Source organism: Pseudomonas sp. NFIX28 (assembly GCF_900107395.1).
Taxonomy (GTDB): domain Bacteria; phylum Pseudomonadota; class Gammaproteobacteria; order Pseudomonadales; family Pseudomonadaceae; genus Aquipseudomonas.
In genome coordinates, this window is the sequence record NZ_FNPW01000006.1 from 250,422 (window position 1) to 274,375 (window position 23,954).

General features: G+C 55.8%; 21 protein-coding genes and 1 tRNA gene. 14 read left to right on the forward strand and 8 right to left on the reverse strand.

Features of this window, described 5'->3' with window-relative positions:
- Positions 1–6 precede the first annotated feature (6 nt).
- From secD to queA, 4 genes are all read right to left on the reverse strand, one after another.
- Positions 7–1,875, reverse strand: a complete 1,869-nt coding sequence (gene secD, locus BLV20_RS14275; RefSeq protein WP_092302464.1) for a protein translocase subunit SecD — start codon at positions 1,873–1,875, stop codon at positions 7–9.
- A 62-nt stretch (positions 1,876–1,937) separates the two neighbouring features.
- Positions 1,938–2,273 carry a preprotein translocase subunit YajC gene (gene yajC / locus BLV20_RS14280; RefSeq protein WP_007929510.1) on the reverse strand — a complete coding sequence of 112 codons (336 nt, stop codon included), beginning with the start codon at positions 2,271–2,273 and terminating at the stop codon, positions 1,938–1,940.
- Positions 2,274–2,320: 47 nt separating this feature from the next.
- Positions 2,321–3,436, reverse strand: coding sequence for a tRNA guanosine(34) transglycosylase Tgt (gene tgt / locus BLV20_RS14285; protein WP_162096445.1), 1,116 nt, complete (start codon positions 3,434–3,436; stop codon positions 2,321–2,323).
- A gap of 14 nt (positions 3,437–3,450) precedes the next feature.
- Complete coding sequence (gene queA, locus BLV20_RS14290; protein WP_092302466.1) at positions 3,451–4,515, reverse strand: tRNA preQ1(34) S-adenosylmethionine ribosyltransferase-isomerase QueA; 1,065 nt, start codon at positions 4,513–4,515, stop codon at positions 3,451–3,453.
- 108 nt (positions 4,516–4,623) lie between these two features.
- Here queA and BLV20_RS14295 point away from each other — a divergent pair.
- The 13 genes from BLV20_RS14295 (at position 4,624) to BLV20_RS14355 (ending at position 18,431) form a co-directional block, all read left to right on the forward strand.
- Positions 4,624–4,708 (forward strand) — tRNA-Leu (locus tag BLV20_RS14295).
- 164 nt (positions 4,709–4,872) lie between these two features.
- A complete protein-coding gene (locus BLV20_RS14300; protein WP_092302468.1) occupies positions 4,873–6,114 on the forward strand; it encodes a tyrosine-type recombinase/integrase in 1,242 nt (413 codons plus the stop codon).
- A gap of 267 nt (positions 6,115–6,381) precedes the next feature.
- Complete coding sequence (locus tag BLV20_RS14305; RefSeq protein ID WP_092302470.1) at positions 6,382–7,242, forward strand: hypothetical protein; 861 nt, start codon at positions 6,382–6,384, stop codon at positions 7,240–7,242.
- Between the two features lie 84 nt (positions 7,243–7,326).
- On the forward strand, positions 7,327–7,575 hold the full coding sequence (locus BLV20_RS14310; protein ID WP_092302472.1) for a helix-turn-helix domain-containing protein: 249 nt from the start codon (positions 7,327–7,329) through the stop codon (positions 7,573–7,575).
- The gene (locus tag BLV20_RS14315) at positions 7,572–7,841 is read left to right on the forward strand and encodes a helix-turn-helix transcriptional regulator (RefSeq protein ID WP_092302474.1); all 270 of its coding nucleotides are present in this window, start codon (positions 7,572–7,574) and stop codon (positions 7,839–7,841) included. Before BLV20_RS14310 ends, BLV20_RS14315 begins: the two co-directional genes overlap by 4 nt.
- A complete protein-coding gene (locus BLV20_RS14320; RefSeq protein WP_092302476.1) occupies positions 7,838–8,446 on the forward strand; it encodes a hypothetical protein in 609 nt (202 codons plus the stop codon). Before BLV20_RS14315 ends, BLV20_RS14320 begins: the two co-directional genes overlap by 4 nt.
- Positions 8,443–8,748, forward strand: a complete 306-nt coding sequence (locus BLV20_RS14325; protein ID WP_009050656.1) for a hypothetical protein — start codon at positions 8,443–8,445, stop codon at positions 8,746–8,748. The genes BLV20_RS14320 and BLV20_RS14325 overlap by 4 nt, the downstream gene beginning before the upstream one ends.
- 528 nt (positions 8,749–9,276) lie before the next feature.
- Positions 9,277–9,558, forward strand: a complete 282-nt coding sequence (locus BLV20_RS14330; protein WP_092302478.1) for a hypothetical protein — start codon at positions 9,277–9,279, stop codon at positions 9,556–9,558.
- A complete protein-coding gene (locus tag BLV20_RS14335; protein WP_092302480.1) occupies positions 9,555–9,827 on the forward strand; it encodes a DUF3077 domain-containing protein in 273 nt (90 codons plus the stop codon). The genes BLV20_RS14330 and BLV20_RS14335 overlap by 4 nt, the downstream gene beginning before the upstream one ends.
- On the forward strand, positions 9,824–12,709 hold the full coding sequence (locus BLV20_RS14340; RefSeq protein WP_092302482.1) for a DUF927 domain-containing protein: 2,886 nt from the start codon (positions 9,824–9,826) through the stop codon (positions 12,707–12,709). Before BLV20_RS14335 ends, BLV20_RS14340 begins: the two co-directional genes overlap by 4 nt.
- Before the next feature lie 97 nt (positions 12,710–12,806).
- The gene (locus BLV20_RS14345; protein ID WP_092302485.1) at positions 12,807–13,661 is read left to right on the forward strand and encodes a coiled-coil domain-containing protein; all 855 of its coding nucleotides are present in this window, start codon (positions 12,807–12,809) and stop codon (positions 13,659–13,661) included.
- Positions 13,662–14,187: 526 nt separating this feature from the next.
- A complete protein-coding gene (locus tag BLV20_RS30980) occupies positions 14,188–15,339 on the forward strand; it encodes a hypothetical protein (RefSeq protein ID WP_139192701.1) in 1,152 nt (383 codons plus the stop codon).
- 407 nt (positions 15,340–15,746) lie between these two features.
- On the forward strand, positions 15,747–18,431 hold the full coding sequence (locus tag BLV20_RS14355) for a TrlF family AAA-like ATPase (RefSeq protein ID WP_092302489.1): 2,685 nt from the start codon (positions 15,747–15,749) through the stop codon (positions 18,429–18,431).
- A 384-nt stretch (positions 18,432–18,815) separates the two neighbouring features.
- Here the strand turns inward: BLV20_RS14355 and BLV20_RS14360 are convergent, their stop codons facing one another.
- Together BLV20_RS14360 and BLV20_RS30985 are read right to left on the reverse strand one after the other, a co-directional pair.
- The gene (locus BLV20_RS14360; RefSeq protein WP_175540195.1) at positions 18,816–20,345 is read right to left on the reverse strand and encodes an SH3 domain-containing protein; all 1,530 of its coding nucleotides are present in this window, start codon (positions 20,343–20,345) and stop codon (positions 18,816–18,818) included.
- A gap of 93 nt (positions 20,346–20,438) precedes the next feature.
- Positions 20,439–20,648 (reverse strand): hypothetical protein, encoded by a 210-nt coding sequence (locus tag BLV20_RS30985; protein WP_139192702.1) that lies wholly within the window; start codon positions 20,646–20,648, stop codon positions 20,439–20,441.
- A gap of 66 nt (positions 20,649–20,714) precedes the next feature.
- Here BLV20_RS30985 and ppk2 point away from each other — a divergent pair, with 66 nt between their 5' ends.
- Positions 20,715–21,815, forward strand: a complete 1,101-nt coding sequence (gene ppk2, locus BLV20_RS14365; protein WP_092302493.1) for a polyphosphate kinase 2 — start codon at positions 20,715–20,717, stop codon at positions 21,813–21,815.
- 61 nt (positions 21,816–21,876) lie between these two features.
- Here ppk2 and BLV20_RS14370 read toward each other — a convergent pair whose 3' ends face one another.
- Positions 21,877–23,220 (reverse strand): ATP-binding protein, encoded by a 1,344-nt coding sequence (locus tag BLV20_RS14370; protein WP_092302495.1) that lies wholly within the window; start codon positions 23,218–23,220, stop codon positions 21,877–21,879.
- Complete coding sequence (locus BLV20_RS14375) at positions 23,217–23,927, reverse strand: response regulator (protein ID WP_092302659.1); 711 nt, start codon at positions 23,925–23,927, stop codon at positions 23,217–23,219. The genes BLV20_RS14370 and BLV20_RS14375 overlap by 4 nt, the downstream gene beginning before the upstream one ends.
- Positions 23,928–23,954: the final 27 nt, after the last annotated feature.

Below are 23,954 nucleotides of genomic sequence, written 5' to 3' on the forward strand. Positions count from 1 at the left end.
AGCCCCTTAAATCCACAACTTCTTGAAGTCACGACCGCCGAAGATCAGGTTGACCATCGCGCGGGTCAGCCAGATGGCCGTGAACATCGAGGTAAAGATCCCGAGGGACATGGTCACCGCAAAACCTTTGACCGGGCCGGTGCCCATGGCAAAGAGAATCCCGCCGACCAGCAACGTGGTCAGGTTGGAGTCGAGAATCGCAGTGAATGCCCGGCCGAAGCCTTCGTTGATTGCCCGCTGCACGCTCATGCCGGCGGCGAGCTCTTCACGTATCCGCGAGAAGATCAGCACGTTGGCGTCCACCGCCATACCCATGGTCAACACGATACCGGCGATACCCGGCAGGGTCAGCGTAGCCCCCAGCAGGGACATCAGGGCCAGCAGCAGCACCATGTTCAACGCCAGCGCCACAGTGGCAATGACGCCAAAGAAGCGGTAGATGGCGATGATGAACAGCGACACGAACAACATGCCCCACAGCGACGCATCGATACCCTTGGTGATGTTGTCGGCACCCAGGCTCGGGCCGATTGTGCGCTCTTCGGCGAAGTACATCGGTGCGGCCAGGCCACCGGCACGCAGCAGCAGCGCCAGCTCGGAGGACTCGCCCTGGCCGGTCAGGCCGGTAATGCGGAACTGGCTACCCAGCGGCGACTGAATGGTCGCCAGGCTGATGATCTTCTTTTCTTCCTTGAAGCTCTGCACCGCAACGTCTTTCTCGACACCGTCGACCACTTGCTTGGTGTAAGTGGTGGTCGGCTTCTGCTCGATGAAGATCACCGCCATGCTGCGACCGACGTTATTGCGGGTCGAACGGCTCATCAGCTCGCCGCCGTGGCCATCGAGCTTGATGTTCACCTGCGGACGACCTTGTTCGTCGAAGCCCGCCTGGGCGTCGGTCACTTGGTCACCGGTGATGATCAGGCCACGCTCGATCAGCGCAGGAGGACGATTGCCTTCACGGAACTCGAAAGACTCGGAAGTGGCTTTCGAAGCGCCCGGCTCGGCGGCCAGACGGAACTCAAGGTTGGCCGTCTTGCCCAGGATACGCTTGGCTTCAGCGGTGTCCTGCACGCCCGGCAGCTCAACCACGATACGGTTGGCGCCCTGGCGCTGAACCAGAGGTTCGGCGACACCCAGCTCGTTGACGCGGTTACGGACCGTGGTCAAGTTCTGCTTGATGGAATATTCACGGATTTCCGCCAGCTTGGCCGGGGTCATCGCCAGACGCAGCACCGCCTGACCATTGAGGTCGGCCGGAACAATGTCGAAATCGTTGAAGTTCTTGCGGATCAGCGCACGAGCCTGTTCACGGGTCGCGTCATCGCTGAAGCCCAGTTGGATGGCTCCGTCGAGCTGCGGCAGGCTGCGATAGCGCAGGCGCTCTTTACGCAGCAGGCTCTTCACATCGCCTTCGTAGACCTTCAGGCGTGCGTCGAGAGCTTTCTCCATATCCACTTCCAGCAGGAAGTGCACACCACCGGACAAGTCCAGGCCCAGCTTCATCGGATGCGCGCCAAGGTTGCGCAGCCATTGCGGGGTGGTTTGTGCCAGGTTCAATGCAACGACATAGTCGTCACCCAGGGCCTTGCGCACCACGTCCTTGGCTGGAAGCTGGTCTTCCTGCTTGGCCAGGCGCAGCAGGCCGCCCTTGCCCTTGGCCGCGATGGTCGCTGCCTTGACACTGATCCCGGCGTCGGCAAGCGCCTTGCTCGCACGGTCCAGGTCCGCCTGAGTGACCTGCAACGCAGTGCTCGCACCACTGACCTGAATGGCCGGATCATCAGGGTATAGATTGGGAGCGGAATAAATAAAACCGATCGCCAGCACCGCCAGGATCAGTACGTATTTCCACAGAGGGTATTTGTTCAGCATCACGCCGCCCGTTTATGAAGCGGGGCGCCTTGCGCGCCCCGTCGATTGGTAAAAGATGAAACTTAGATCGCCTTCAGCGTGCCTTTTGGCAGCGTGGCAGCGATAGCGCCTTTCTGGAACTTCATCTCGATAGTGTCGGAAACTTCCAGCACTACGAAGTCGTCGGTCACTTTGGTGATCTTGCCGGCGATACCGCCAGTAGTCACAACTTCGTCACCTTTCTGCAGGCTGCCCAGCAGGTTCTTCTGTTCTTTGGCGCGCTTGGCCTGTGGACGCCAGATCATCAAGTAGAAGATAACCAGGAAACCGACCAGGAAAATCCACTCAAAGCCAGTACCGGCCGGGCCAGCAGCAGGTGCAGCAGCATCAGCCATTGCAGTCGAAATAAAAAAGCTCATGTAACACTCCGGATAATTGCAAAAGTGGGTTTAAACGTCTTTAGAACTTATTCTAAAGGCGGCACGGGTAACCCGCGTTTGGCATAGAAGGAATCGACAAAGGCGGCCAATGTACCCTGTTGAATAGCCTCGCGCAAACCAGCCATAAGCCGTTGGTAATGACGCAAATTATGGATGGTATTGAGCATGCTCCCCAGCATTTCGCCGCACTTGTCCAGATGATGCAGATAAGCGCGGGAGAAGTTCTGGCAGGTATAGCAATCGCAGGTCGGATCCAGCGGCGAATCATCATGGCGATGGAACGCGTTGCGGATCTTCAGCACACCAGTATCAATAAACAGATGCCCGTTGCGGGCATTACGGGTTGGCATCACGCAATCGAACATGTCCACACCGCGGCGCACACCCTCAACCAGATCTTCCGGCTTGCCAACACCCATAAGGTAACGAGGTTTGTCTGCTGGCATCTGGCCTGGCAGGTAGTCCAGCACCTTGATCATCTCGTGCTTGGGCTCGCCCACCGACAGGCCGCCGATGGCCAGGCCGTCGAAGCCGATCTTGTCCAGGCCCTCCAGCGAGCGCATGCGCAGGTCCTGGTGCATGCCGCCCTGGACGATACCGAACAGCGCCGCCGTGTTGTCGCCGTGGGCATTCTTCGAGCGCTGGGCCCAGCGCAACGACAGCTCCATGGACACCCGCGCGACGTCTTCGTCGGCCGGGTACGGAGTGCATTCGTCGAAGATCATCACGATGTCCGAGCCCAGGTCGCGCTGGACCTGCATCGACTCTTCCGGCCCCATGAAGACTTTCGCGCCGTCGACCGGCGAGGCGAAGGTCACGCCCTCCTCCTTGATCTTGCGCATGGCGCCCAGGCTGAACACCTGGAAACCGCCGGAGTCGGTCAGGATCGGGCCTTTCCACTGCATGAAGTCATGCAGGTCGCCGTGCTTCTTGATCACTTCGGTGCCCGGGCGCAGCCACAGGTGGAAGGTGTTGCCCAGGATGATCTCGGCGCCAGTGGCGACGATGTCCCGCGGCAGCATGCCCTTGACCGTGCCGTAGGTACCCACGGGCATGAAGGCCGGGGTTTCCACGGTACCGCGGGGGAAGGTCAGGCGACCGCGACGAGCCTTGCCATCAGTGGCGAGCAGCTCGAAAGACATACGACAGGTGCGACTCATGCTTGATCCTCTGGGGCCGAATCCTCGGGGCCGGTTGGCGCCGGATTGCGGGTGATGAACATCGCATCACCGTAGCTGAAAAAGCGGTATCCATGCTCGACGGCGGCCTTGTAGGCGGCCATGGCTTCGGGATAACCGGCGAACGCCGAAACCAGCATCAACAACGTGGATTCGGGCAAATGGAAGTTGGTGACCAGGGCATCGACCACATGGAACGACCGGCCCGGGTAGATAAAGATGTCGGTGTCGCCGCTGAACGGCTTGAGCACGCCATCGCGGGCCGCGCTTTCCAGGGAGCGCACGCTGGTGGTCCCCACCGCCACCACCCGACCGCCGCGCGCGCGGCAGGCAGCCACCGCATCCACCACGTCCTGGCTGACTTCCAGCCATTCGTTGTGCATATGGTGGTCTTCGATGCGCTCCACACGCACCGGCTGGAAGGTACCGGCACCGACATGCAGGGTCACGAACGCGGTCGCGACACCCTTGGCGGCGATCGCCTCCAGCAGCGGCTGGTCGAAATGCAGCCCTGCGGTCGGTGCGGCCACGGCGCCCAGGCGCTCGGAATACACCGTCTGATAACGCTCGCGGTCCGAGTCGTCATCCGGGCGGTCTATATAAGGAGGCAACGGCATATGGCCGACGCGCTCCAGCAGCGGCAGCACTTCCTCGGCAAACCCCAGCTCGAACAACGCGTCATGGCGGGCCAGCATCTCGGCCTCGCCACCGCCGTCGATCAGGATCTTCGAACCCGGTTTCGGCGACTTGCTGGAGCGCACATGGGCCAGCACACGGTGGCTGTCGAGCACTCGCTCCACAAGGATTTCCAGCTTGCCGCCGGAGGCCTTCTGGCCAAACAGCCGCGCCGGAATCACCCGGGTATTGTTGAACACCATCAAGTCGCCCGGGCGCAAATGCTCAAGCAAATCAGTGAATTGACGGTGGGCCAGGGCGCCGGTGACCCCATCCAGGGTCAACAGGCGACTCGCGCGACGCTCGGCCAAGGGATGGCGGGCAATCAGCGAATCAGGGAGCTCGAAGGTAAAGTCAGCAACGCGCATGATGGGGTTCGTCTAGCAGGGCCGGAAAGTTTAGCGGAAATAGCCAAAATTGACCATGAAACCTGATTGACCAACGGTAGGCACCTCTCTATACTTCGCCGCCATTGAGCCCTGATGGCGGAATTGGTAGACGCGGCGGATTCAAAATCCGTTTTCGAGAGAAGTGGGAGTTCGAGTCTCCCTCGGGGCACCACATAGCAGTATCTGAGAGTCTCTACCAGCCTCTCAGGCCCAGAGAAACCGGCCACTTGGCCGGTTTTTTTGTGCCTGTCTATCTACCCCTGTCTCCCCTTATCCGTTGTATCCCTGTATCCCTGCTTGTATCCTGAGAGAAATACCGAACTTTGGGATACAAGGATGAAGCGCGCAGACATCAAGCGCCGCCCTCTCGCTGATACCACGCTCTCAGGGCTTGAGCCTGAAACAAAGGAATATCGAGAGCTGGATGGAAACGGCTTATATTTCCGGGTCAAACCGGACGGGGGCAAATCATGGCAACTCCGGTACAAGCGTCCTGCAGGTAATTGGGCATGGATGGGCCTCGGCGGCTATCCAGAAGTCAGCGGCGCACTTGCCCGCGAAAAAGCGGCCGATCTGCGGAAGGTTGTCAGTAGCGGTGCCGACCCTCTTGAACAAAAGCGCTCGGCAAAAGCGGCAATCGATGCCGCTCGAATTCGAACCTTCAGAGCGGCTGCAGAAGCTTGGCTCAAGGCAAAGGAGGAAAAAGGTCTCGCCTCCTCCACTCTCAATAAAATCCGCACCTACCTCGACAAAGACATTCTTCCAGCGCTTGGTGATAAACCTCTGGACGAAATAACCCGAACCGATTGTGCAAATCTCCAGGCCTCCCTCGAAGCTCGGGAGGCGCATAACGTTGCTGAAAAATGTCGGACGTGGGTCAATCAGATCTTCGGCAGAGCAATCGGCTTGGGGCTGACCGAAAACGATCCGGGTAGCCGACTACGCGACATTGCAGCTCAAGCACCGAAGACTCAACAACACCCTCATTTGCTAGAACCCGAACTCGGCGAGTTTCTCACCGCGTTAAAGAACACCCCCAGCAGACTCACCGCTCGGACGGCGGCGTGGCTTTGCATATGGACAGCCTCAAGGCCGGGAATGGTGCGATTGGCAGAATGGAAAGAGTTTGATCTCGATAAAGCCATTTGGACGACACCGGCGTCGAAGATGAAGATGCGCCGAGATTTCGTATGCCCCCTTCCGCGTCAAGCACTCGTCGCCCTGAAAGAGCTGCACTCTTTAACCGGGCGTAGCCGTTGGCTGTTTCCTGGAGTCGGAGCGAAGAATCCGACTATCAGTGAAAACACAATCAATAAAGTATTCGCAACCATTGGCTACAAAGGGCGTCTTGTTGGGCACGGTACGCGGCACACAGCGAGCACACTGCTTCGTGAGCATGGCTGGCCAAAGGAGCATGTCGAGGCGCAGTTAGCTCATAAAGAAGAGGGCATCTCGGGGGTATACAACAAGGCTCAATATCTAGAACAAAGGACTGCGATGATGCAGTGGTATGCCGACCATCTGGATAGCTTGCAGAAAGGGAACATTGTGCAGGGCCGATTCGGACAAGCGATTTGACCATGAAATTCCTAGTCACTCAAAAAGTGTGTGTTCCGCGTGTTCCACGTGTTCCAAAACTGCTGAAAGCCTTTAAATACGGGGCCTTCGAGATAGGAACACAACAAGCGATTAGCTGGAACACGTCATCAATGGCACACAAAAGGTGTTCCAAAGTCGGCAACACTTCCAGGCTAAACGACCCTCTCCTCACTGGCGGTTTCCTAGCTTCACCGGGCGCAGGCGCTCGCGTTTCTTCGGTCACGCAAACGGGGCAAGGGGGAAATAATGACTAACAGATTTTATTTAAGCGCCCCACTCGACATTGACGGCTGGGGGAACATCTATGCTCTGGAGCATCTTGCGCTGTACGAAGAGTTTGCAGAGCGCATCGATGCCGCAGTGGAACTCATACGGGAGGGTGAGCAGCATTGGGCGAATCATCAGGACGACGCAGGAGAGTGGTCAGCCGACGCTGTCCGCATACTCGGGGAAGTCAGACGTCACTCCTATAATATTCACCAGCGCATAGGGCTATTTCAGGATGACTTAGCTTCCACCATTCGTTGGATTGTTGGAGAGCTGTCCGTATCAGCTGTTACCGATTGCCAATACGTCGCCGCCTTGGCGATAGATCGTGCATGTCGTGCTATCGAGGTTTTGGGGCACTGGTTGAGGGACGTGCATGAAGACCTTTACGCATGCGACCCTGAAGATGTGATTGCCTTAGCTGAGGACTACCCGGACAGCTTTGACGTGCTTTTATCGGAGGTGCGTCAGGAGCGAGTGCAGCTTGAAATTGAAGCACGAGAATCCGCAGCCGACTTGATAGGTTCAGCCCGGCACTACATGACTCTCGCGAGGGTGTATGCCTCTCCAGTGTTGAGCAGCAACGAGAAGATGCGGATCAGTGCTAACGCGAGCAAAGGAGGTAATAGCTCGGCTGCGGTTCGCCAAGAGGCCAACACAGGCCGCGATGAGGACATTTGCAAATACGGTAGACGACTTCGCGACAGTGGCCGGACGAAGACAGAAGCGCTGGATGCCATCCTGCAGAGTAACGCTGCACTAAAATCTCCCGGAGGAAGCGAGAAGCTTTCCAGAAAGCAACTCGGCAACATTTTGGTTAAGGGAAAAGTTTTTTCATAGAAGCCCGGAAATGAACGACCGTTCATTTCCTCCTCCCCATTTAGCGTTAGCCCTGTAACTCTCCACGACTACAGGAAACGCTCAATGACTGCGACAACGTTTCAATCCATCACCCCACTTCCACCCTGCTCCACCGATTTGCTCACGCCCGATCAAGTAGCGGCGACCCTCGGCTTGTCGTGTCGCACGCTAGCCGCCTGGCGCAGTTCTCGCCGCAATCCGCTCCCCTACGTGAAAGTCGGCAGTCGCGTGCGTTATCGGCCTAAAGATGTATCCGCGTGGCTCGAAAGCCGCACGCACAGCATTGCCGCAAGCGTGAGGAACGAGAAATGAAGGCCTCCTACATCCACTCGCCTGCAAACGACTCCACACCAATCGATACATCGGTGACGCTCATCCGGATCGCCGAGGTGATGGCAATTGTCGGCCTCGCTCGTCCAACTATCTACAAGCTGATGGGCCAGCCAGAAAGCGGCTTCCCGAAAGCCGTAAAACTCACCAATAGCAACGCACGTGGCGCCCCTGTCGCCTGGGTACTGTCAGAGGTTCAAGCTTGGGCACGCGGTCGCATTGAAGCCCGTGATGAGGTGGCCGCATGAAGCGTAACTACTGCCCATTCAAAGGCCCCTTCCACGACTCCTACAGCATCGGCTTTCAGCTTTACGCTCAAGGCGGCATCAATTGGCGTCACCGCACCATCGCCGGTGTGAGCTGGAACGGTGAGGAGAAAGAGGCGTTCTTTTTCAATCCTGACGGCCTCGTTTTGCCAATCACGCCCAACCCTTGGGAACTGCCGGAGATCATCCACAAGCACGCCATTCGCCGCGAGTTTTCCAGCATCCACGGCCATGGTCATTTCGCGATGAAAGAGGGCCGTCGTGCTGGGCTGAGTCAATTCGCGCTGAACAACTGGGTCACCTACTGGCTGATCGATCAAAAGGATGGCTACTCGAACGATCCCCAAGTTTGGAGCCAGTTTGTTGAGAAGGACATTGAGCAAGAAAAGGTCATCAATGAACGGCTCTACACAGACCTGCGAATCACGTCCGACCTCAGCCAATACATGGAAGAGTGCCTGGTCGAGCGACGGAATGCGCTCGCCGAGCAGCACCGTCGCCGCTGCGCCGAGGACAGCAAGATCCTCGCGTGGCTCAAGGGTGAAACCCCGCCTCCTTTGTTCGCCAACTTGCAGGAGGCAGCGTGAGCCATTCGATTGCCAATCAAGCCTTGATGCATCCCTTTTCAGTGCTGCGCAGGATCGGCTTTTCGTCCGCCACCATGCAGCGCCTCGAGCGCTATCGCAGCCAGCAGGACAAACAGGGGCGTGTGGTCAGCGTACTTAGTTGGGCCGATGGCACCTGGTGCGCTCTCGCCCTTCATTGCGAAAAGGTCGGTGTGGTAATCGTCGACGAAGGCCAGCAAACAGAAGCCTATGAAGACGCCCGCTCCATGCTCAATGACGGCTTCCTACCCTTGCTTAATCTGCGCTGGGAAGCCCACGCCTGAAACGAAAACGCCCCCGGCGGCAACCGGGGGCGTTTGAGGTCAATCTGTATGCCCGGTCAATTTATGTCGCATCAAAAAAATGCGCAAGGCTTCGTGCCGGTTGCGCTCGTAAAAACTCGGAGTTATCCTGCCGCAGTCGCTGCAAATTCAGCGACCGGGTTTGGCGACCCGAGATACTTGGCGCACAGGCGCCCCATACGACAGCAGGCGCTTTTTTTGTGCCCGCCGTTTCGTGTTATGGCAGCTGTGCGTGGGAGACCTTCGGGTCTGCCGGGTTCCAAGTTCCCGGTTCGCCAACCTGCGCACAGCTGCCACCTTAAATCGTTTGGCGACGATCAGTGGCAGCTCCATCTTCAAACTTGGAGCTACACCTATGCCCGCCCTCATTCCGTCCAAAAATCGCGCCGCTGCACACCGTGCAATGGCTCTCGCCGCTCTACACGCCAACTCCAGTCTTGCCACACGTCTCGCCCGCTACAACGTACATATGGCCAAAGCTCGCGCTCTCGAAGCCGCAGGCGGTGCCCAATGAACAACGCCCTGAGCCTTGCCCTGCCCGAAGACATTCTCAGCGTCAGCCAGCGCGCCGGAGCCGGTGTACCGATTGACGCCATCGCCTGTGCAATTGAGCGCGCCGACTCGGTACTGACGTTGCTCGAAGACCATTTTGAAGGTGAGTCGCGCCTATCCAACCGTGTTATCGCCGCCGTCATTTGGGATGTTCGCGGCACTCTTGGCCTGATCAAAACCCTTGCTATGCACGGCGATAACACTTCTGTCCCTGCGGATCAGAAAGGCGGTGCGCTATGAGCGCATTGACCACCATTGGCCGCACGGATTTTTCACTCGCAAATGCCCGAGGCTTGAAGCTTTTTCGGGTGAACGCAGGCATACCGCTCGAAGACGCGCTGGAGATCGCTTCGCAACTCCAAGAGCACGTTAACCAGCTCAGCCGCGATGCTGCCATGAGTGATCAAGGCGAGCGCTTTAGTTGGCCTGCCCTGTACTTGGGTGAAATGGCGAAAGCGCTACTCGATGACGTATCTGCCACGCTGTTCCTACCGAGGGCCGACACATGAGCCAGCGCCAGAACAGTAAAGCGAAGCGTCCGAGCTTCGCCGACGTAAAAGCCGCCTCGCTGAAAGACATTGCACGTGTCCTCGCGCACTGGTTGCCCAACGGAAAGCGTGTGGACGGTGGCAAGGAATACACCGCTCCCAATCCGACTCGCACCGACAAGCGCGCCGGTTCGCTCAAGGTCAATTTGAACAAAGGCACCTGGGCTGACTTTGCTACTGGAGACAAGGGCGGCGACCTGATTGATTTAGTCCGCTACTTGGACGGCGGCACCGATGTCGAGGCGTGCGCGAAGCTGACCGAACTGCTGAGTGTAAGCGTCGGTGCGGCGCAATCGGCTCCCGCTCAAGGCAAAACCAAAGCGCCAACATGGACCGCCATACAGCCGATCCCGGCGGAAGCCATGAAGCGATGCCCGGTCCGCCATCGAGATCACGGCGCGCCCTCGAAAGTCTGGATCTACCGCGACGCTAGCGGTCAGCCGCTCATGGCTCTTTACCGCTTTGATCTCGGTCCAGATGAAGACGGCAAGCCCAAAAAGGTCTTCGCTCCACTGACTTGGTGCCAGCGCTCCAACAGCGAAACCACGCAATGGCGCTGGCAGGGATTGCCTGACCCGCGTCCGCTCCTGCGCCTGGAAGAACTGGCACTGCGCGATGCCGCACCTGTCGTGTTGTGTGAAGGCGAGAAAGCCGCCGACGCGGCAGGCGAGTTGATGCCGGACTATGTGGCGACGTGCTGGCCGAACGGGTCCAACTCTTGGCACAAGGCCGACCTGACACCGCTCAAGGGGCGTCCGGTTGTGCTTTGGCCGGACAACGACAGTAGCGGCAAGTCGTGCATGGAAGACGTCGCCAAAAAGCTGTACGAGATCGGCGCCGAATCGGTCCGGTTCATTGAGCTCAATATATTCAAACGCAAGCCCACCTTGAAGGACGATCGAGCAGCGTTTGCCAAAGGTGGCAAATGGGACGACGGGGACGATGCCGCCGACGCGCTGGGTAAAGGTTGGACGGCAGCACACGTCGCCGAATTGGAGCGCAGCGGTGAGTTTTTCGTCTCCCTCGCCGACGAGCAATCCGACGAAGCTGCGGAGCCCAAAACAGCAGCCAAACAACCGGCAAAATCGAAAACCGATTTACTGCCCGGTGGTTTTCGATTGGCCCCCGAAGGCGTGTTTTATACCGGCGATGATGGTGAGTCGCGTCCTGTGTGTTCCTCCTTGGAGATTCTCGCCCGTACTCGCGATGACAAGGGTCACAACTGGGGTTTGTTGGTCGAATTCGATGACCCGGATGGCGCTAAAAAGCGCTGGAACATTCCCGCTCGCAACATGACCGGCGACTTCGGCAAGGACGTCTTGGGGCCGCTGGTGGATATGGGGTTGCGCTTGCCTGGAACGCGTTCTGGCCGCAATGCGCGCAACGATCTTCAGAGTTACCTGCAAGGTTTCGACAGCAACGAGCGGGCGCGCTTGGTCACTCGCCTTGGATGGCATGGACCTGCATACCTGCTACCCGATCAGCAGATCGGCAATAGCCATGAGCATCTGTTCTTTTGCGACGCTGGGGCGCAGCTTCCTCCCATCAGTGAGGCCGGCACCCTGAAGCAATGGCAACAGCAAATCGGAGCGCTTTGCGTCGGCAATCACCGCTTAGCGTTTGTCGTCAGCGTGGCCTTTGCCGGGCCGCTGCTCCACTTGTTAGGGCATGAATCAGGTGGCTTCCATCTGTATGGCGACAGCTCCGGCGGCAAGACGACTCACCTACAAGTTGCCGCGTCGGTCTACGGCGGGCCGAGATTGGTCCGGTCGTGGCGCTCTACCGATAACGCATTGGAGTCAATTGCCGCCGCGCATTCCGACGGTGTTTTGGTGCTCGACGAAATCGGTATGTGTGATTCGCGCATCATCGGAGAGACGGTGTACATGCTCGGCAACGGCACGGGCAAAGCTCGCGCCAATGATCGAGGGCAAGCAGGCCGTCAGGTACAAGAGTGGCGTTTGCTGTTTCTCTCGACTGGCGAGAAGACACTGGCGCAACACATGGCTGATGCGAACAAAGAGCTAAAGGCGGGGATGGAGATCCGCATGTTGGCCGTACCTGCGGATGCGAGCAAAGGGCTGGGCATGTTCGACGTGCTGAACGGGTTCGAAGATGCCGCCGCGCTGTCGGACGCGCTCAAAGCACGCGTAGGCAAGTACTACGGTACGCCGCTTACCGCGTTCCTGTCAGCGCTGTGCAAGCCCGGTGAAATGCTCGGCTGGACAGCCATGCTGCGGCGCACGGTAGAGCGCTTTATCGCCAAGGCGCTTCCTGCTTCCGCCAGTGGTCAGGCGCATCGTGCCGCTGCTCGCTTCGGTCTTGCCGCTGCAGCTGGTGAACTGGCGACAGCACTTGGCGTAACAGGCTGGCCTGAAGGCACCGCAACCACAGCGGCGCAGATTTGCCTCAATGCTTGGCTCGAAGAGCGCGGCGGCGCTGGGAACATGGAAGGTGACGCCATTGTGAGTCGATTGCAGCAGGTCATCGAGCGATTCGGTGAAAGCCGCTTCACCCGCTGGGACGGTCTTGCTGCCAAAACCGACGATCACGCACCACGAACCACAGACCGACTCGGCTTCCGGCGCACGGTTGAGCACGGTATGGGCGATGGCGTTTACACGCTAATCACCTACTACTTCTTGCCTACTGCGTGGAGGGCTGAGGTGTTCAAAGGCATGAGCCTCACCCTGGTCAATCGGGAACTGATCGAGCGCGGGATTTTGGAAGCCAGCGCCGAGGGCCGTGCTGCGCAATCGGTGCGACTACCTGGACTCGCCAAAACGAGAGCCTATGTGGTGCATGCCAATGCACTCCTCTCCTCTGAAACCGAAGCAGCGTGATGCTTAGGAACATAGAGAGGAACAGCCGGCAGCTTTGGGCCTGGCCTGCCCACACCAACTCGAATGAACCCTCCAATTCTCCAATGGAAAACGATCAATGAGCGAATACAAGAAGCAACTCAAGCGGCACCAAACCGAAGTGGAACAACTCAAAAAGCAGCTCCCAGCTCTCGCCGCCGCGGCCAAGGAGTCCATAGCGCGGTTTGAAATGTCTCGCCTCAATCGAGCCCAATATCCACATGAGACGACTAGTGCTCACAACAACATGAAATCGAAGATCGAAGGACACATCGCCGAAATCAAGCGTTTACAGGTGCTGATTGAGTGGGAAGACGGTGTTCAATTCGCAACTGAAAATATCAAAACAGCACAAAAGGAAAGCCGGCAAGCTCAAGCCGAGCTTCGAAAACTACAGGACAAACGCGCAAAGGTTTTAAGCAAACTGGAGAGGCTGGAAAAAGACAGAAAAGACCAAATTGAAAAAGCGCAATTTGCGGAGCAACAGGCCGCAGCGGAGTATGCGAGCGCATTGAGCAATGGAGACGATGCAGCAGAAAAGCGCGCTGAGAAGGCGCTCAAAATCGCGTCTGAGGAAGTGGCGCTGACAACAAGAGGCAAACGCGGAGCCGCGACCGTTGTGAGCGCGCTGACAGTTGAAATCGAAAAGCTTGATGAAGCAGTAGCCGAAACTACGCAGCTTTTAACCAATCTACACAAGGATCAACTAAGAGCTGCTCGCTTCCTGCTGGCCGACCGCCTGGACAAAGCCGCACAGGAACTTGTAAATGTCGCAGCACAGCTACACGCCACTCGGAAAGCGCTGGGATGGAATAGTTCACTGCATGATCTATATGTGCCTCTACAGGCTCCCATAGGCCCTAAGTTCATCAGCGAACGTACAGTAAGTGACAAAGCATCAGGGATCGACGTAGAGCAAATCCTAGCAGCGTAACTCATGTACCTGTCATCGCAATAGGCGGTGATCCACATCAAACCGGAACAACACTCGCGGAACACCAAACGTGTTCCGAGCAAGCGGTGTTCCGGTTCTTCTTTTCTTGTGTTCCACCTCTGAAAGCCTTGTATTGCTTGGCCTCTAGCTGTTCTGGAACACATGGAACACATGGAACACCTATATTTCCCCATCAGTAGGTTAGCGCTCCCCGAGCCCCTTTTGAGGGGTGAACCATCAGCGAAAGAAAGCGCGGCAGATCGCTCCGACACAGGCAAGGTCATGCCCTGATTTGTCGGAGTATGCCTCTCCTCCCAGGGAAATTGTGGGTCCCCCTAAAGGGGTCCCCCCTACACGGGTCACCGTACTCGCGGCTTCCCTCTAGCTGAGCTTTTTTCAGCGTTGTCCGTCTTTATTGTTCTTGGCTTATTCCGTGGATCCATTGCATGTCAGCTTAGAGATGCATACTCTCCATTCAAAGTGATGCGTGCGATACGCTGACCAATTACATGCACTGGATAATCTCATGTCAAAGTTAAACCATTCAGTCGTTCATCTCACCATGTACTTCAAAAACATGGAGCTTGCAATTGGAACCGGCTTTATTTATTTACACAAAGCTCAGCATTACATTATTACCGCTTGGCACAATGTGACCGGCAGACACCCAGAAACTCTTAAAACCCTTAGCCACATGGGTGCCGTACCTGATTATCTGGCTGTGAACATCTCGGTAAAAGGAGGCGGAGTAGTTTTACGCGAACGACTAATCCTGCCGCTCCTTGGAGAGGAAACCTCTAACTATTTTATACACCCAATTAATTATCCAAGGATAGATGTAGTAGCAATCCCATTCGACCCAAAAGAGGAACACATTGCAAATTTACCGAACGAGAACGGAATCCCTGATCCGCTTCGCCTTTATCTAGCCGGCAATCCTGCTTACGTAAACTCCGAGCTATTCCCGATACAAAACTACTTAATAGAAAACAACAACGTAGTAAAGGAGTGGTTCGAAAAAGTCGATGTAACTGACGAGCTATTTATTCCTGGCTACCCCATGAATGTTCAGGACCAAACCTATGAACCCGTATGGAAAAGAGCTACGGTCGCTTCATCTGTACAAACCGGCTGGAATCGGGAAAGAAAATTCTTAGTGGACAGTGCTTCCCGAAGCGGAATGTCCGGCGCACCTGTTCTTTATTACAATAGCTCTGGGCTAGTACGTTATGGAAACCACAGTTACCAGCTTGGGAAGCCGGCTGCAATTCTTGCTGGAATTTATGTAGGAAGGATTGGAAATGGAATTAGCACCCCATATAAAATCAATAATCCCACAAAACCCCGCGTGGACATTGATGCACAGCTAGGCATCGTATTTAACGCCACAGTTATAGATGAGATAATTGAGGGACAAAAAAGAGACCACCTGCCGGCGTTCATCCAAGCCAGCACAACTGAAATTACCAAGGCTTGCAACGACTACTTTCTAGAAATCCCTAGCGACTGGATCTTGGACTTATCGGAGCCTAATTCTTCGCTGCGCCAAATGTGTAGCGCCGCCATTGTAGAAAAACTTAATTCCCGAATCCTATTGATTGACGCAGATGAGAACCTCATGAATTTGGCAAAAGAAAAAACCACTTCCCAGACCGATAAAATTAATAAACACGACTAATCTTGAATCTTGAATAGAAATAGTCAGCGAACTCATTAGTTCTTACCGCATATGGTATGCGGCAGCCCAGTAGTCAGGTCCAAGATCTGATAATCCTAAAGAGAGATCCGCTCCTAACAATCCGCTAAGGCCTAAGGATCTGAGCGCTAAATGCACGTAGCTGATGCCGGAGCTCAACGGCTCACACGCCTCGAGAAGGCACAGCAGCTTATCCTCATCGCAAACCGTGATCGGTACATTCCTCAGCCGTGTGAAGCCTAGCAAACCGCGTTCAGACACAAGCTGCAGCTATCAAACGGATACGTTCACAAAAAAATTTAGAAAACCACGGACATGACATTTTTGAGCTAAATTGTTTTCGGTACAGCCGCCAGTACAAAAAACGAAGACGACAAGGATGGCCAAGAATGTCGGACGCACTGAGCCAATGCATTGATCTTGAAAGTGGTTCTCGATTTTATCGCGGAGACCTTCATATTCATTCTCATTCAGCATCTCACGATGTGACCGACATTGAAATGACACCCCAAGCCATCGTTGCCACTGCAGTCCGCGAAAACTTAAGCATTATCGCTATCGCTGACCACAACGAAATAACTAACATCCAAGCTGCATTGAAGGCTGGGAGTGATGCCGGAATTTTGGTAATCCCGGCTGTTGAGCTTTCAACACCAGAAGGGCATTTGCTTTGTTATTTCCCCACCTACGAGGCACTCGCTAGTTTTCACGGACGATTAGAATTGGCAGACCGAGGACTGCCAAATAGCCGATGCCGAACTTCGATGCATGCTTGCTTAGAAATAATCAAAGCTCTTGGTGGCTTTGGTATTCTTGCGCATGTAGATGGTGGGAATGGCTTAGAAACAAATGATCCAGGCGGGTCTCCTCACAAAGTAGACATCATCTGTCATCCCGCACTCCTAGCCATTGAGTTAAAGAACGCAGCATCAGTTGTTCGCTACTCTCCTGAAGACGTTGATCCAGTTAGAACTCAAATAGGAAAGGAGCGTACTGCACGGTTAGGACTTGGCGAGCGCCAATACCTAGCAAGAGTTTTAAACTCCGACTCTCATACTCTTAATGCCTTGGGACGCAATGCGGCACAGGACAGAAGACTGACTCGTTATAAGATGGCAAAGCCATCCTTTGGTGGTTTACAGCTAGCGCTTGAAGAAGGCGACTCCCGTATACGCCTAGAAGACGAGATCCCAACGAGCACCCCTTTCATACTCGGGGTATCGATTGGTGGTGGCTTTCTGAACAACCAAAGTATTCACTTCAATAGCAACTTAAACTGCATTATCGGAGGCCGCGGAACTGGTAAATCCACTACCTTCGAAGCAGTGCGCTGCCTTACTGGATCCCCTTCAGATGCTGATGTTGTAGATTCTGAGGTATGGCCGCAGAGATTAGATTTATTCTGGCAAGACGAAGCTGGAGAAATGCATACCCTTTCTCGCCCGATGCGCGGTGATCTCGTCAATATCGATAACCCTCTAGATGGACCTATAGCTTTTGAAATCGATTGTTTTGGACAAGGGGAGGCCGCTCGGGTGCGAGAACAGGCGAAGGGAGACCCCTTAGCCCTGATGAAGTATTTGGACACTTTCACTCACGTGGGTGAAGCGATACAGGAAGAACAGGCTGAGCTGGATAACTTACTGAAGATACGAGGCGATATAATTAAGGCGAGAAAGAACGTAGATGCAATTCCTCAAACTCAGCGGGCTCTAACTGTCCTGCAGCAACAGCTTCAAGCGTTCGAAGCGGCAAAAGGCTCTGAAATAATTAAGCTTCAACGGAGTCTAGCCACTGAAAAGGCTCTAAAAACGAGCCTCCAAGAGAAACTAAAGGAACTGAAGTTACTCATTGAAAGCGACAACCTTAATGAAAGTCTTACTGCGCTACGGACTCTTGTTGATACTGACGGCATTGAGACCGGAAAGGCCGAGGCAGCTGAAATCATTGCTCAGATTGATGTTTTTTCCGAAGCGGCAAATCTGGCCAAGACTGCCATAAAAAGCGCATACACCCAACTACACAAGACGACATTAGCAGCAATCGAAAATTGGACTGCAAAAGAACAACCAATCCGAAATGAAGTTGAAGAAAAGAGAAAACAACTTGAACAAAACGGCGTAAAATTAGACATGTCTCACATCACTAAGCTAGCTAGTGATGAGGCAACCCATCAAAAAACACTAATTAACTTAAGAGCTTGGGAACCTCATTTAAAAGCTTTACACAAAGATTATTCAGAGGCCTTGGCGCGAAGATGGACTGCACGGAGAAAAGTTTCTTCACTGAGACAGGCCTATGCAATTAAAGCCTCTAAAGCTTTAGCTGAAGTCCTATCAGACCTTCAGGTCAAACTGCAATATATAGACAGCGGTTACTCTGAAGAAGCCGTTTCAATAATTGCTACAGCGATGACATGGCGTACATCAAACTATGTTAAGGCCCGAGCAATTGTAGAAAAACTAACTATTCCCGGATTACTGAATGCAATAACCAAGACGCAATACAGCTCGATATCAGATATCGAAATTGAGAAAAATGTAAAGCTCTTCACAACTGGAGACGCCAAAGACATCATTGCACAGCTGGGAGATCAGTCAGTTCGCGCGGCGTTAGAAACATGTCACGTCGACGACCTTCCAAAGTTAATGGTAACTCGACGCATTGACGAGGGACCAAGTCCGAAATATATCCAAAGAGACTTTTCTCGTTTATCGTTAGGCCAGCAACAATCCGTATTGCTCGCATTAATACTTTCATCTGATAGCAAACGACCATTGATAATTGACCAACCAGAAGACAACCTAGACAGCGAATTCATCTTCCATACATTTGTTCCAGTGCTTCGTCGGGCTAAAGAACGTCGACAGGTTATAATTGTTACTCACAACGCCAATATTGCTGTTCTTGGTGACGCAGAGCAGCTCATAGTCTTCAAGAGCAATAGTGAAACAAGTAAAATTGTTGCTAGAGGGTCAATTGATGATATCAATGCCCGTGATGCAGCCTGCAAGATTCTAGAAGGGGCTAAGGAAGCATTCACTCGGAGAGCCCGTATATACGGAATTTCCTAATCTTTGTTGACTCAGCTAGCCCTCCGTCAAAACGCTCCCCATAAGCAATGAGCTCCATCAGCGACGAGCTGCCAACAGGTAGCGGGGGCCCCTGAGGCAATGAGGCACACACGGGGGTCGGAAACCCGCGGGATCTCGTTAGCGGAGAACTCCCAGCTCAGTGAACTGCTGGTTCACCAGTGCATTTGTCCTACGAAACGGGCGATCCCAGAACACTTTTACCGATACGGTAACGACGCTTTTTTTCAAGATCCTTTCAATTTCAACGTTGAAATTTCAGTAAGCTGGGGTGCCTGCTGCTAACGAGATCCCGCGGGTTTCCGACCCCGAGTGTGATAGAAAGCCACAGGGTCCCCAGTGACTTTTTGCCTGTCTTCCGGCCTATCACCTGGAAGCGGGACGGACAAATTTCCTTGAGACCCACCCTTCGATTTCTAGTCCCTCATGTTTATAGGTAACAAGTAACCAATCCCGGTTATTCGAATCGATTACCTCGAGAGCTGCGAACTTCGGAAGCGTTAAAATCACCTCCGCTTTCATGCCAGGTTCTTCGCGGAGGTTAACCCCTTTTACCTTTGTCAAACGAAAACTGCGCTTCAACTCTTCGGGCATATCGCACAACGCAGTCCGCACTACCTTACGCGCCTGAGCTAACGATTCGAACGTCTGGAGGCGTTGTTCCAAATCACATACTGATTCGCGAAAATCATTCCACTTCGCCATTTCGGTGTAGAACGTATGAAGGGCTGCAAGAAACAAAATCAAAAAAGCCATCGCTGGGACGGTAAGTTTTTTATTACTCCCGTCGTCTTGCAGCGACTGAACAATCTCATCCTCAACGTCCCTTGAAGTAGAAAAAGTTTCCGCACCTCCATATTCCTCGAGGCCGAAACTACCGAATGTAGTTGTGCCCTCGCTCTCATATACCTCAATCAGGGACTCAACTTTCTTCGGGTCAGTAGCTACCAGTAAATTGAAAATTGGAGAAGTCTGAAGGGTCTCGTAGCTCTCTAAAATTGATCTCAAAGAAGTAGAAGAATAATTTGTATCTACCACAGCCATCATCGCTTTGAGCGAGTCCGATGGTTGCAGCATCTTCTCTACAGCGGTCAGTGCTGCTTGATACTTTTGCGAAGAAGCGGATATTTTTTCCACCGCCTCCAGCGCTGCCTGGTACTTACGTGCTGGGGACAGCCCTTTCTCGATTGCATTTAGCGCTTCCTGATGCTTACGTGTAGGAGCCATCAATTTCTCCACCGCGTCCAGCGCTGCCTGATATTGGCGTGTAGGAGCTATCGCTTTCTCCACCGCGTCCAAGGCTTCCTGATACTTGCGTGTAGGAGTCATCAGCTTCTCCACCGCATCCAGCGCTGCCTGATACTTGCGTGTAGGAGTCATCAGCTTCTCCACCGCATCCAACGCTGCCTGATACTTGCGTGTAGGAGTCATCAGCTTCTCCACCGCATCCAGCGCTGCCTGATACTTGTGTGAAGGAGCCATCGCTTTCTCCACCGCGTCCAGGGCGTCCTGATACTTACGTGTAGGAGTCATCAGCCTCTCCACCGCATCCAGCGCTGCCTGATATTGGCGTGTAGGAGCCATCGCTCTCTCCACCGCGTCCAATGCTGCCTGATACTTGCGCATAGGAGCCATCACTTGCTCCACCGCGTCCAGCGCTGCCTGACGCTTACCTGTAGGAATCATCCGCTTCTCCACCGAGTCCAGCGCGACCTGATACCTATGGGCAAGAGTCAGTTGCGGATCATCCGCCAGTTGCTGCTTATCGCCCTCTTCATCCGCCATTGAATAGCCCCCAAGAAAAAGACAGATGCCGCAGAGCAGCAACGCTGTGCTGATGCGAAGTTCACGTAGTATATGCAAGGGGGCGTGAGGTAACTCCTTACGCAGGAGCAAGCATCTTGTATCCCTTCTTGTATCCCGGACCGTATAATCGACCTGCAAGCCACGTAACATATGGAACTCGACAGTCTCCCTCGGGCACCAAACTTAAAAAAGACCTTGAATTTCAAGGTCTTTTTTTTCGCCTGCAAAAAAAGCACCGCCCCGCTGCCTGCACAAACTCCCGTAGGAGCGAAGCTTGCTCGCGATGAACGAAAACGCGGACGGGCTGATGTTGCGCAGCGCCTGTTCGCGGGCAAGCCTCGCTCCTGCGGAGACACCCATGCAAACCTGCTCAAAAGCTTCCTTGATACGCATCAAGAAGCCCGGGGGTGTGCGCCATAGACTGTCTGAACGACATTGGAGCGATCAGACAGGACCGATATGAGCGAAGAATCCAGCGCACGCCCTCTTCCCAACCCCCTTCCCGAAAAAGCCATACCCGCCGCCAAAACGACAGTCTCGACCGGCAGCAAAAGTGCTCCCCGCAAACCGGCCAGCCCACGCCCGCGCCGGCCACGCGCGAGCAGTAAACCTGCCGCCGCCAAGGCCGCCGAGGCGGAAATCAGCGCCATCAGCCAGCAACCGGTCGCCCTGCAGGTGGCCAGTGCGCCCCATGGCAGCAACGAAGACAGTTCCACCGCCAAGTTGCCCGCCCGCTACCCGTATCGCAGCCGCATGCGTCGCGCCGAGTATGAAAAGGCCAAGCAGGAGCTGCAGATCGAGCTGCTCAAGGTGCAAAGCTGGGTCAAGGAAACCGGGCAGCGCATCGTGGTGCTGTTCGAAGGGCGCGACGCCGCGGGCAAGGGCGGCACCATCAAGCGCTTCATGGAGCACCTGAACCCGCGTGGCGCGCGGATCGTCGCCCTGGAAAAACCCAGCGAGCAGGAGCAGGGCCAGTGGTACTTCCAGCGTTATATCCAGCACCTGCCCACTGCCGGGGAAATGGTCTTCTTCGACCGCTCCTGGTACAACCGCGCCGGCGTCGAGCGAGTCATGGACTTCTGCTCGCCCCTGCAATACCTGGAATTCATGCGCCAGACGCCCGAGCTGGAACGCATGCTGTGCAACAGCGGCATCCTGCTGTTCAAGTATTGGTTTTCGGTCAATCGCGACGAACAGTTGCGCCGTTTCATTTCACGCCGCGACGACCCGCTCAAGCACTGGAAACTCTCGCCCATCGACATCAAGTCGCTGGACAAATGGGACGAATACACCGCCGCCAAACAGGCGATGTTTTTCCACACCGACACCGCCGATGCGCCCTGGACAGTGATCAAGTCGGACGACAAGAAGCGCGCGCGGATCAACTGCATCCGCCACTTCCTGCACGCCCTCGACTATCCGGACAAGAACCTGCGCGTGGCCCATCGGCCCGACCCGCTGCTGGTTGGCAGGGCGTCGCGAGTCATGGAAGAAGATGAGCGGGTGTACAACGAAACGGCCGCGGAGCCGATGCGCAATCCGCTGGTGACCGTCGCCTGAGTCCGGCCAAATAAAGCCCGCTCCAGGATCGATGAAAAGATCCCGGCGCGGGCCCAGCCAGCTAGATGCGCTGCACCGGCAACAGCACACAGACCCTTAGCCCGCCACCGTCACGGTTGTGCAGGCGCATTTCGCCGCCGTGCTCCAACACGATGGCCCGCGCCGCGGAAAGCCCGAGGCCGACGCCGCCGGTGGTGCGGTTGCGCGAGCTTTCCATGCGGAAAAACGGCTCGAACACCTGTTCATGCCACTCGACGGGAATCCCCGGCCCGCGGTCGAGCACGCAAATCTTCACTCGCTCGCTATCGGCCACTAATTCGATCGCCGGTTCGCTGCCATATTTGATGGCGTTTTCCAGCAGGTTGCTCATCACCCGTTTGAGCCCCAGCGGGCGACCGAAGTACACCAGGCGCGACGGGCCGCTGAACGCGATGTCGATGGACTGGTCGCGGTAGTCGTCGATCAGGGTTTGCAGCAGTTCCGCCAGATCGAAGGACGTCGCCTCCTCCAGTCGGGCATCGTCGCGGAAGAAATCCAGGGCCGAATTGATCATCGCCTGCATCTCGTCAACGTCGTGGAACAGCCGTTGCTGCTGCTCGTGGTCTTCGATGAACTCGCCGCGCAGGCGCATGCGGGTCAAAGGGGTACGCAGGTCGTGGGAGATGGCCGCGAGCATTTGCGTACGGTCCTTGATGAAGTGCTGCAACTGGGCCTGCATGGCATTGAACGCGAGGATCGCCTGGCGAATCTCGTGGGGCCCGATCGGCTCGATGGGCGGCGCGCGAAAATCCACGCCAAAACGCCGTGCGCCCAGGGCGAACTGCTGCAGGGGCCGGGCCAGGCGGCGCGTGGCGATCAACGCGACGAGGATGGTGGACAGCAGCACCAGCCCGATGACAATCAGGTTGCGCGGCCCCTCATCCAGCCCCCAACTGCGCGACGCCGAAGAAAACATCAGCCAGGAATCGTCGGCCAATTGGATCAGCAACGCGTACTGGCCGTTCGGCCCGGGCCAATCGCTGGGCTGATAAGCCTCGATATGCCCGTTCGGCGATTTGAGCAACTGCCGAAGCCCCCCCGAATCCGTGCGGAATTCCGGGTCGTCGGTCACCGGCACCGAAATGTCTTGCCGCCTGTTGTGCCAGGTCACGCTCAAGACCGGATTGCTGGCCACTTCGGCCAGGCGCGAGCGCTGCGTCGGTTCGGCGGCCTCGATCATGTTGGTAATGGACGCGATCCGCTCCACCAGGCCGGATTCGCTCAACGGCGGTTTGGCCCAGACCCCGGCCAACTGCACGAACAGCGCGTTGAAGGCCAGCGCGGTGAGCATCGCCATCAGGGTGGTCAGGGCGATCCAGCGGGCGATGGTGTCGCGCGGGCCGCCCGGCCTGTGTCTCGCTCTCATTGGCGGGTCACGCTGGGGGTGAACAGATAGCCGCCATTGCGCACGGTGCGAATCATCGCCGGGCGCTTGGTGTCGAATTCCAGCTTGCGGCGCAGGCGGCTGACCTGCACGTCGATGCTGCGGTCGAAGGCGTCGTGGGCCTGCCCGCGCGCCAGGTCGAGCAACTGCTCGCGGCTGAGGATGCGTTGCGGATGCTCGACAAATACGAGCAGCAAGTCGAACTCACCCGCCGACAGCGGAATCATTACTTGATCTGGCGAGCGCAGTTCACGGCGGGTCAGGTCCAACTGCCAATCGGCGAATTTGATCAGCGGTCGCGGCACTTCTCCGAGCATCGGCCGGCTCTCGCCGGCCCGGCGCAGCACCGCGCGCACCCGGGCCAGCAGCTCGCGGGCATCGAAAGGTTTGCTCAGGTAATCGTCGGCGCCCATTTCCAGGCCCACCACCCGGTCGCTCAACTCACCCATGGCGGTCAGCATGATCACCGGCACGGCGTGCTGCTGACGCAGGCGCTGGCACAGGGTCAGGCCGTTTTCGCCCGGCAGCATCAGGTCGAGAATGATCAGGTCCGGCACCTGCCGCTCCAGCGCTGCCCACAGCGAAGCACCTTCGGTGGCGACTTCCACCGAATAGCCGTGTTGCACAAAAAACTTCTTCAGCAGCGCGAGGACCTCAAGGTCGTCGTCCACGATCAACAGACTGCTCACCAGCATGCATCACTCAAGCTCGGAAAG

Bases quoted from the DNA above. Each gene is read 5' to 3' on its own strand.
- secD (WP_092302464.1), bottom strand. From the start codon at position 1,875: ATGCTGAACAAATACCCTCTGTGGAAATACGTACTGATCCTGGCGGTG.
- yajC (WP_007929510.1), bottom strand. From the start codon at position 2,273: ATGAGCTTTTTTATTTCGACTGCAATGGCTGATGCTGCTGCACCTGCT.
- tgt (WP_162096445.1), bottom strand. From the start codon at position 3,436: ATGTCTTTCGAGCTGCTCGCCACTGATGGCAAGGCTCGTCGCGGTCGC.
- queA (WP_092302466.1), bottom strand. From the start codon at position 4,515: ATGCGCGTTGCTGACTTTACCTTCGAGCTCCCTGATTCGCTGATTGCC.
- BLV20_RS14300 (WP_092302468.1), top strand. From the start codon at position 4,873: ATGAAGCGCGCAGACATCAAGCGCCGCCCTCTCGCTGATACCACGCTC.
- BLV20_RS14305 (WP_092302470.1), top strand. From the start codon at position 6,382: ATGACTAACAGATTTTATTTAAGCGCCCCACTCGACATTGACGGCTGG.
- BLV20_RS14310 (WP_092302472.1), top strand. From the start codon at position 7,327: ATGACTGCGACAACGTTTCAATCCATCACCCCACTTCCACCCTGCTCC.
- BLV20_RS14315 (WP_092302474.1), top strand. From the start codon at position 7,572: ATGAAGGCCTCCTACATCCACTCGCCTGCAAACGACTCCACACCAATC.
- BLV20_RS14320 (WP_092302476.1), top strand. From the start codon at position 7,838: ATGAAGCGTAACTACTGCCCATTCAAAGGCCCCTTCCACGACTCCTAC.
- BLV20_RS14330 (WP_092302478.1), top strand. From the start codon at position 9,277: ATGAACAACGCCCTGAGCCTTGCCCTGCCCGAAGACATTCTCAGCGTC.
- BLV20_RS14335 (WP_092302480.1), top strand. From the start codon at position 9,555: ATGAGCGCATTGACCACCATTGGCCGCACGGATTTTTCACTCGCAAAT.
- BLV20_RS14340 (WP_092302482.1), top strand. From the start codon at position 9,824: ATGAGCCAGCGCCAGAACAGTAAAGCGAAGCGTCCGAGCTTCGCCGAC.
- BLV20_RS14345 (WP_092302485.1), top strand. From the start codon at position 12,807: ATGAGCGAATACAAGAAGCAACTCAAGCGGCACCAAACCGAAGTGGAA.
- BLV20_RS30980 (WP_139192701.1), top strand. From the start codon at position 14,188: ATGTCAAAGTTAAACCATTCAGTCGTTCATCTCACCATGTACTTCAAA.
- BLV20_RS14355 (WP_092302489.1), top strand. From the start codon at position 15,747: ATGTCGGACGCACTGAGCCAATGCATTGATCTTGAAAGTGGTTCTCGA.
- BLV20_RS30985 (WP_139192702.1), bottom strand. From the start codon at position 20,648: ATGCGTATCAAGGAAGCTTTTGAGCAGGTTTGCATGGGTGTCTCCGCA.
- ppk2 (WP_092302493.1), top strand. From the start codon at position 20,715: ATGAGCGAAGAATCCAGCGCACGCCCTCTTCCCAACCCCCTTCCCGAA.
- BLV20_RS14370 (WP_092302495.1), bottom strand. From the start codon at position 23,220: ATGAGAGCGAGACACAGGCCGGGCGGCCCGCGCGACACCATCGCCCGC.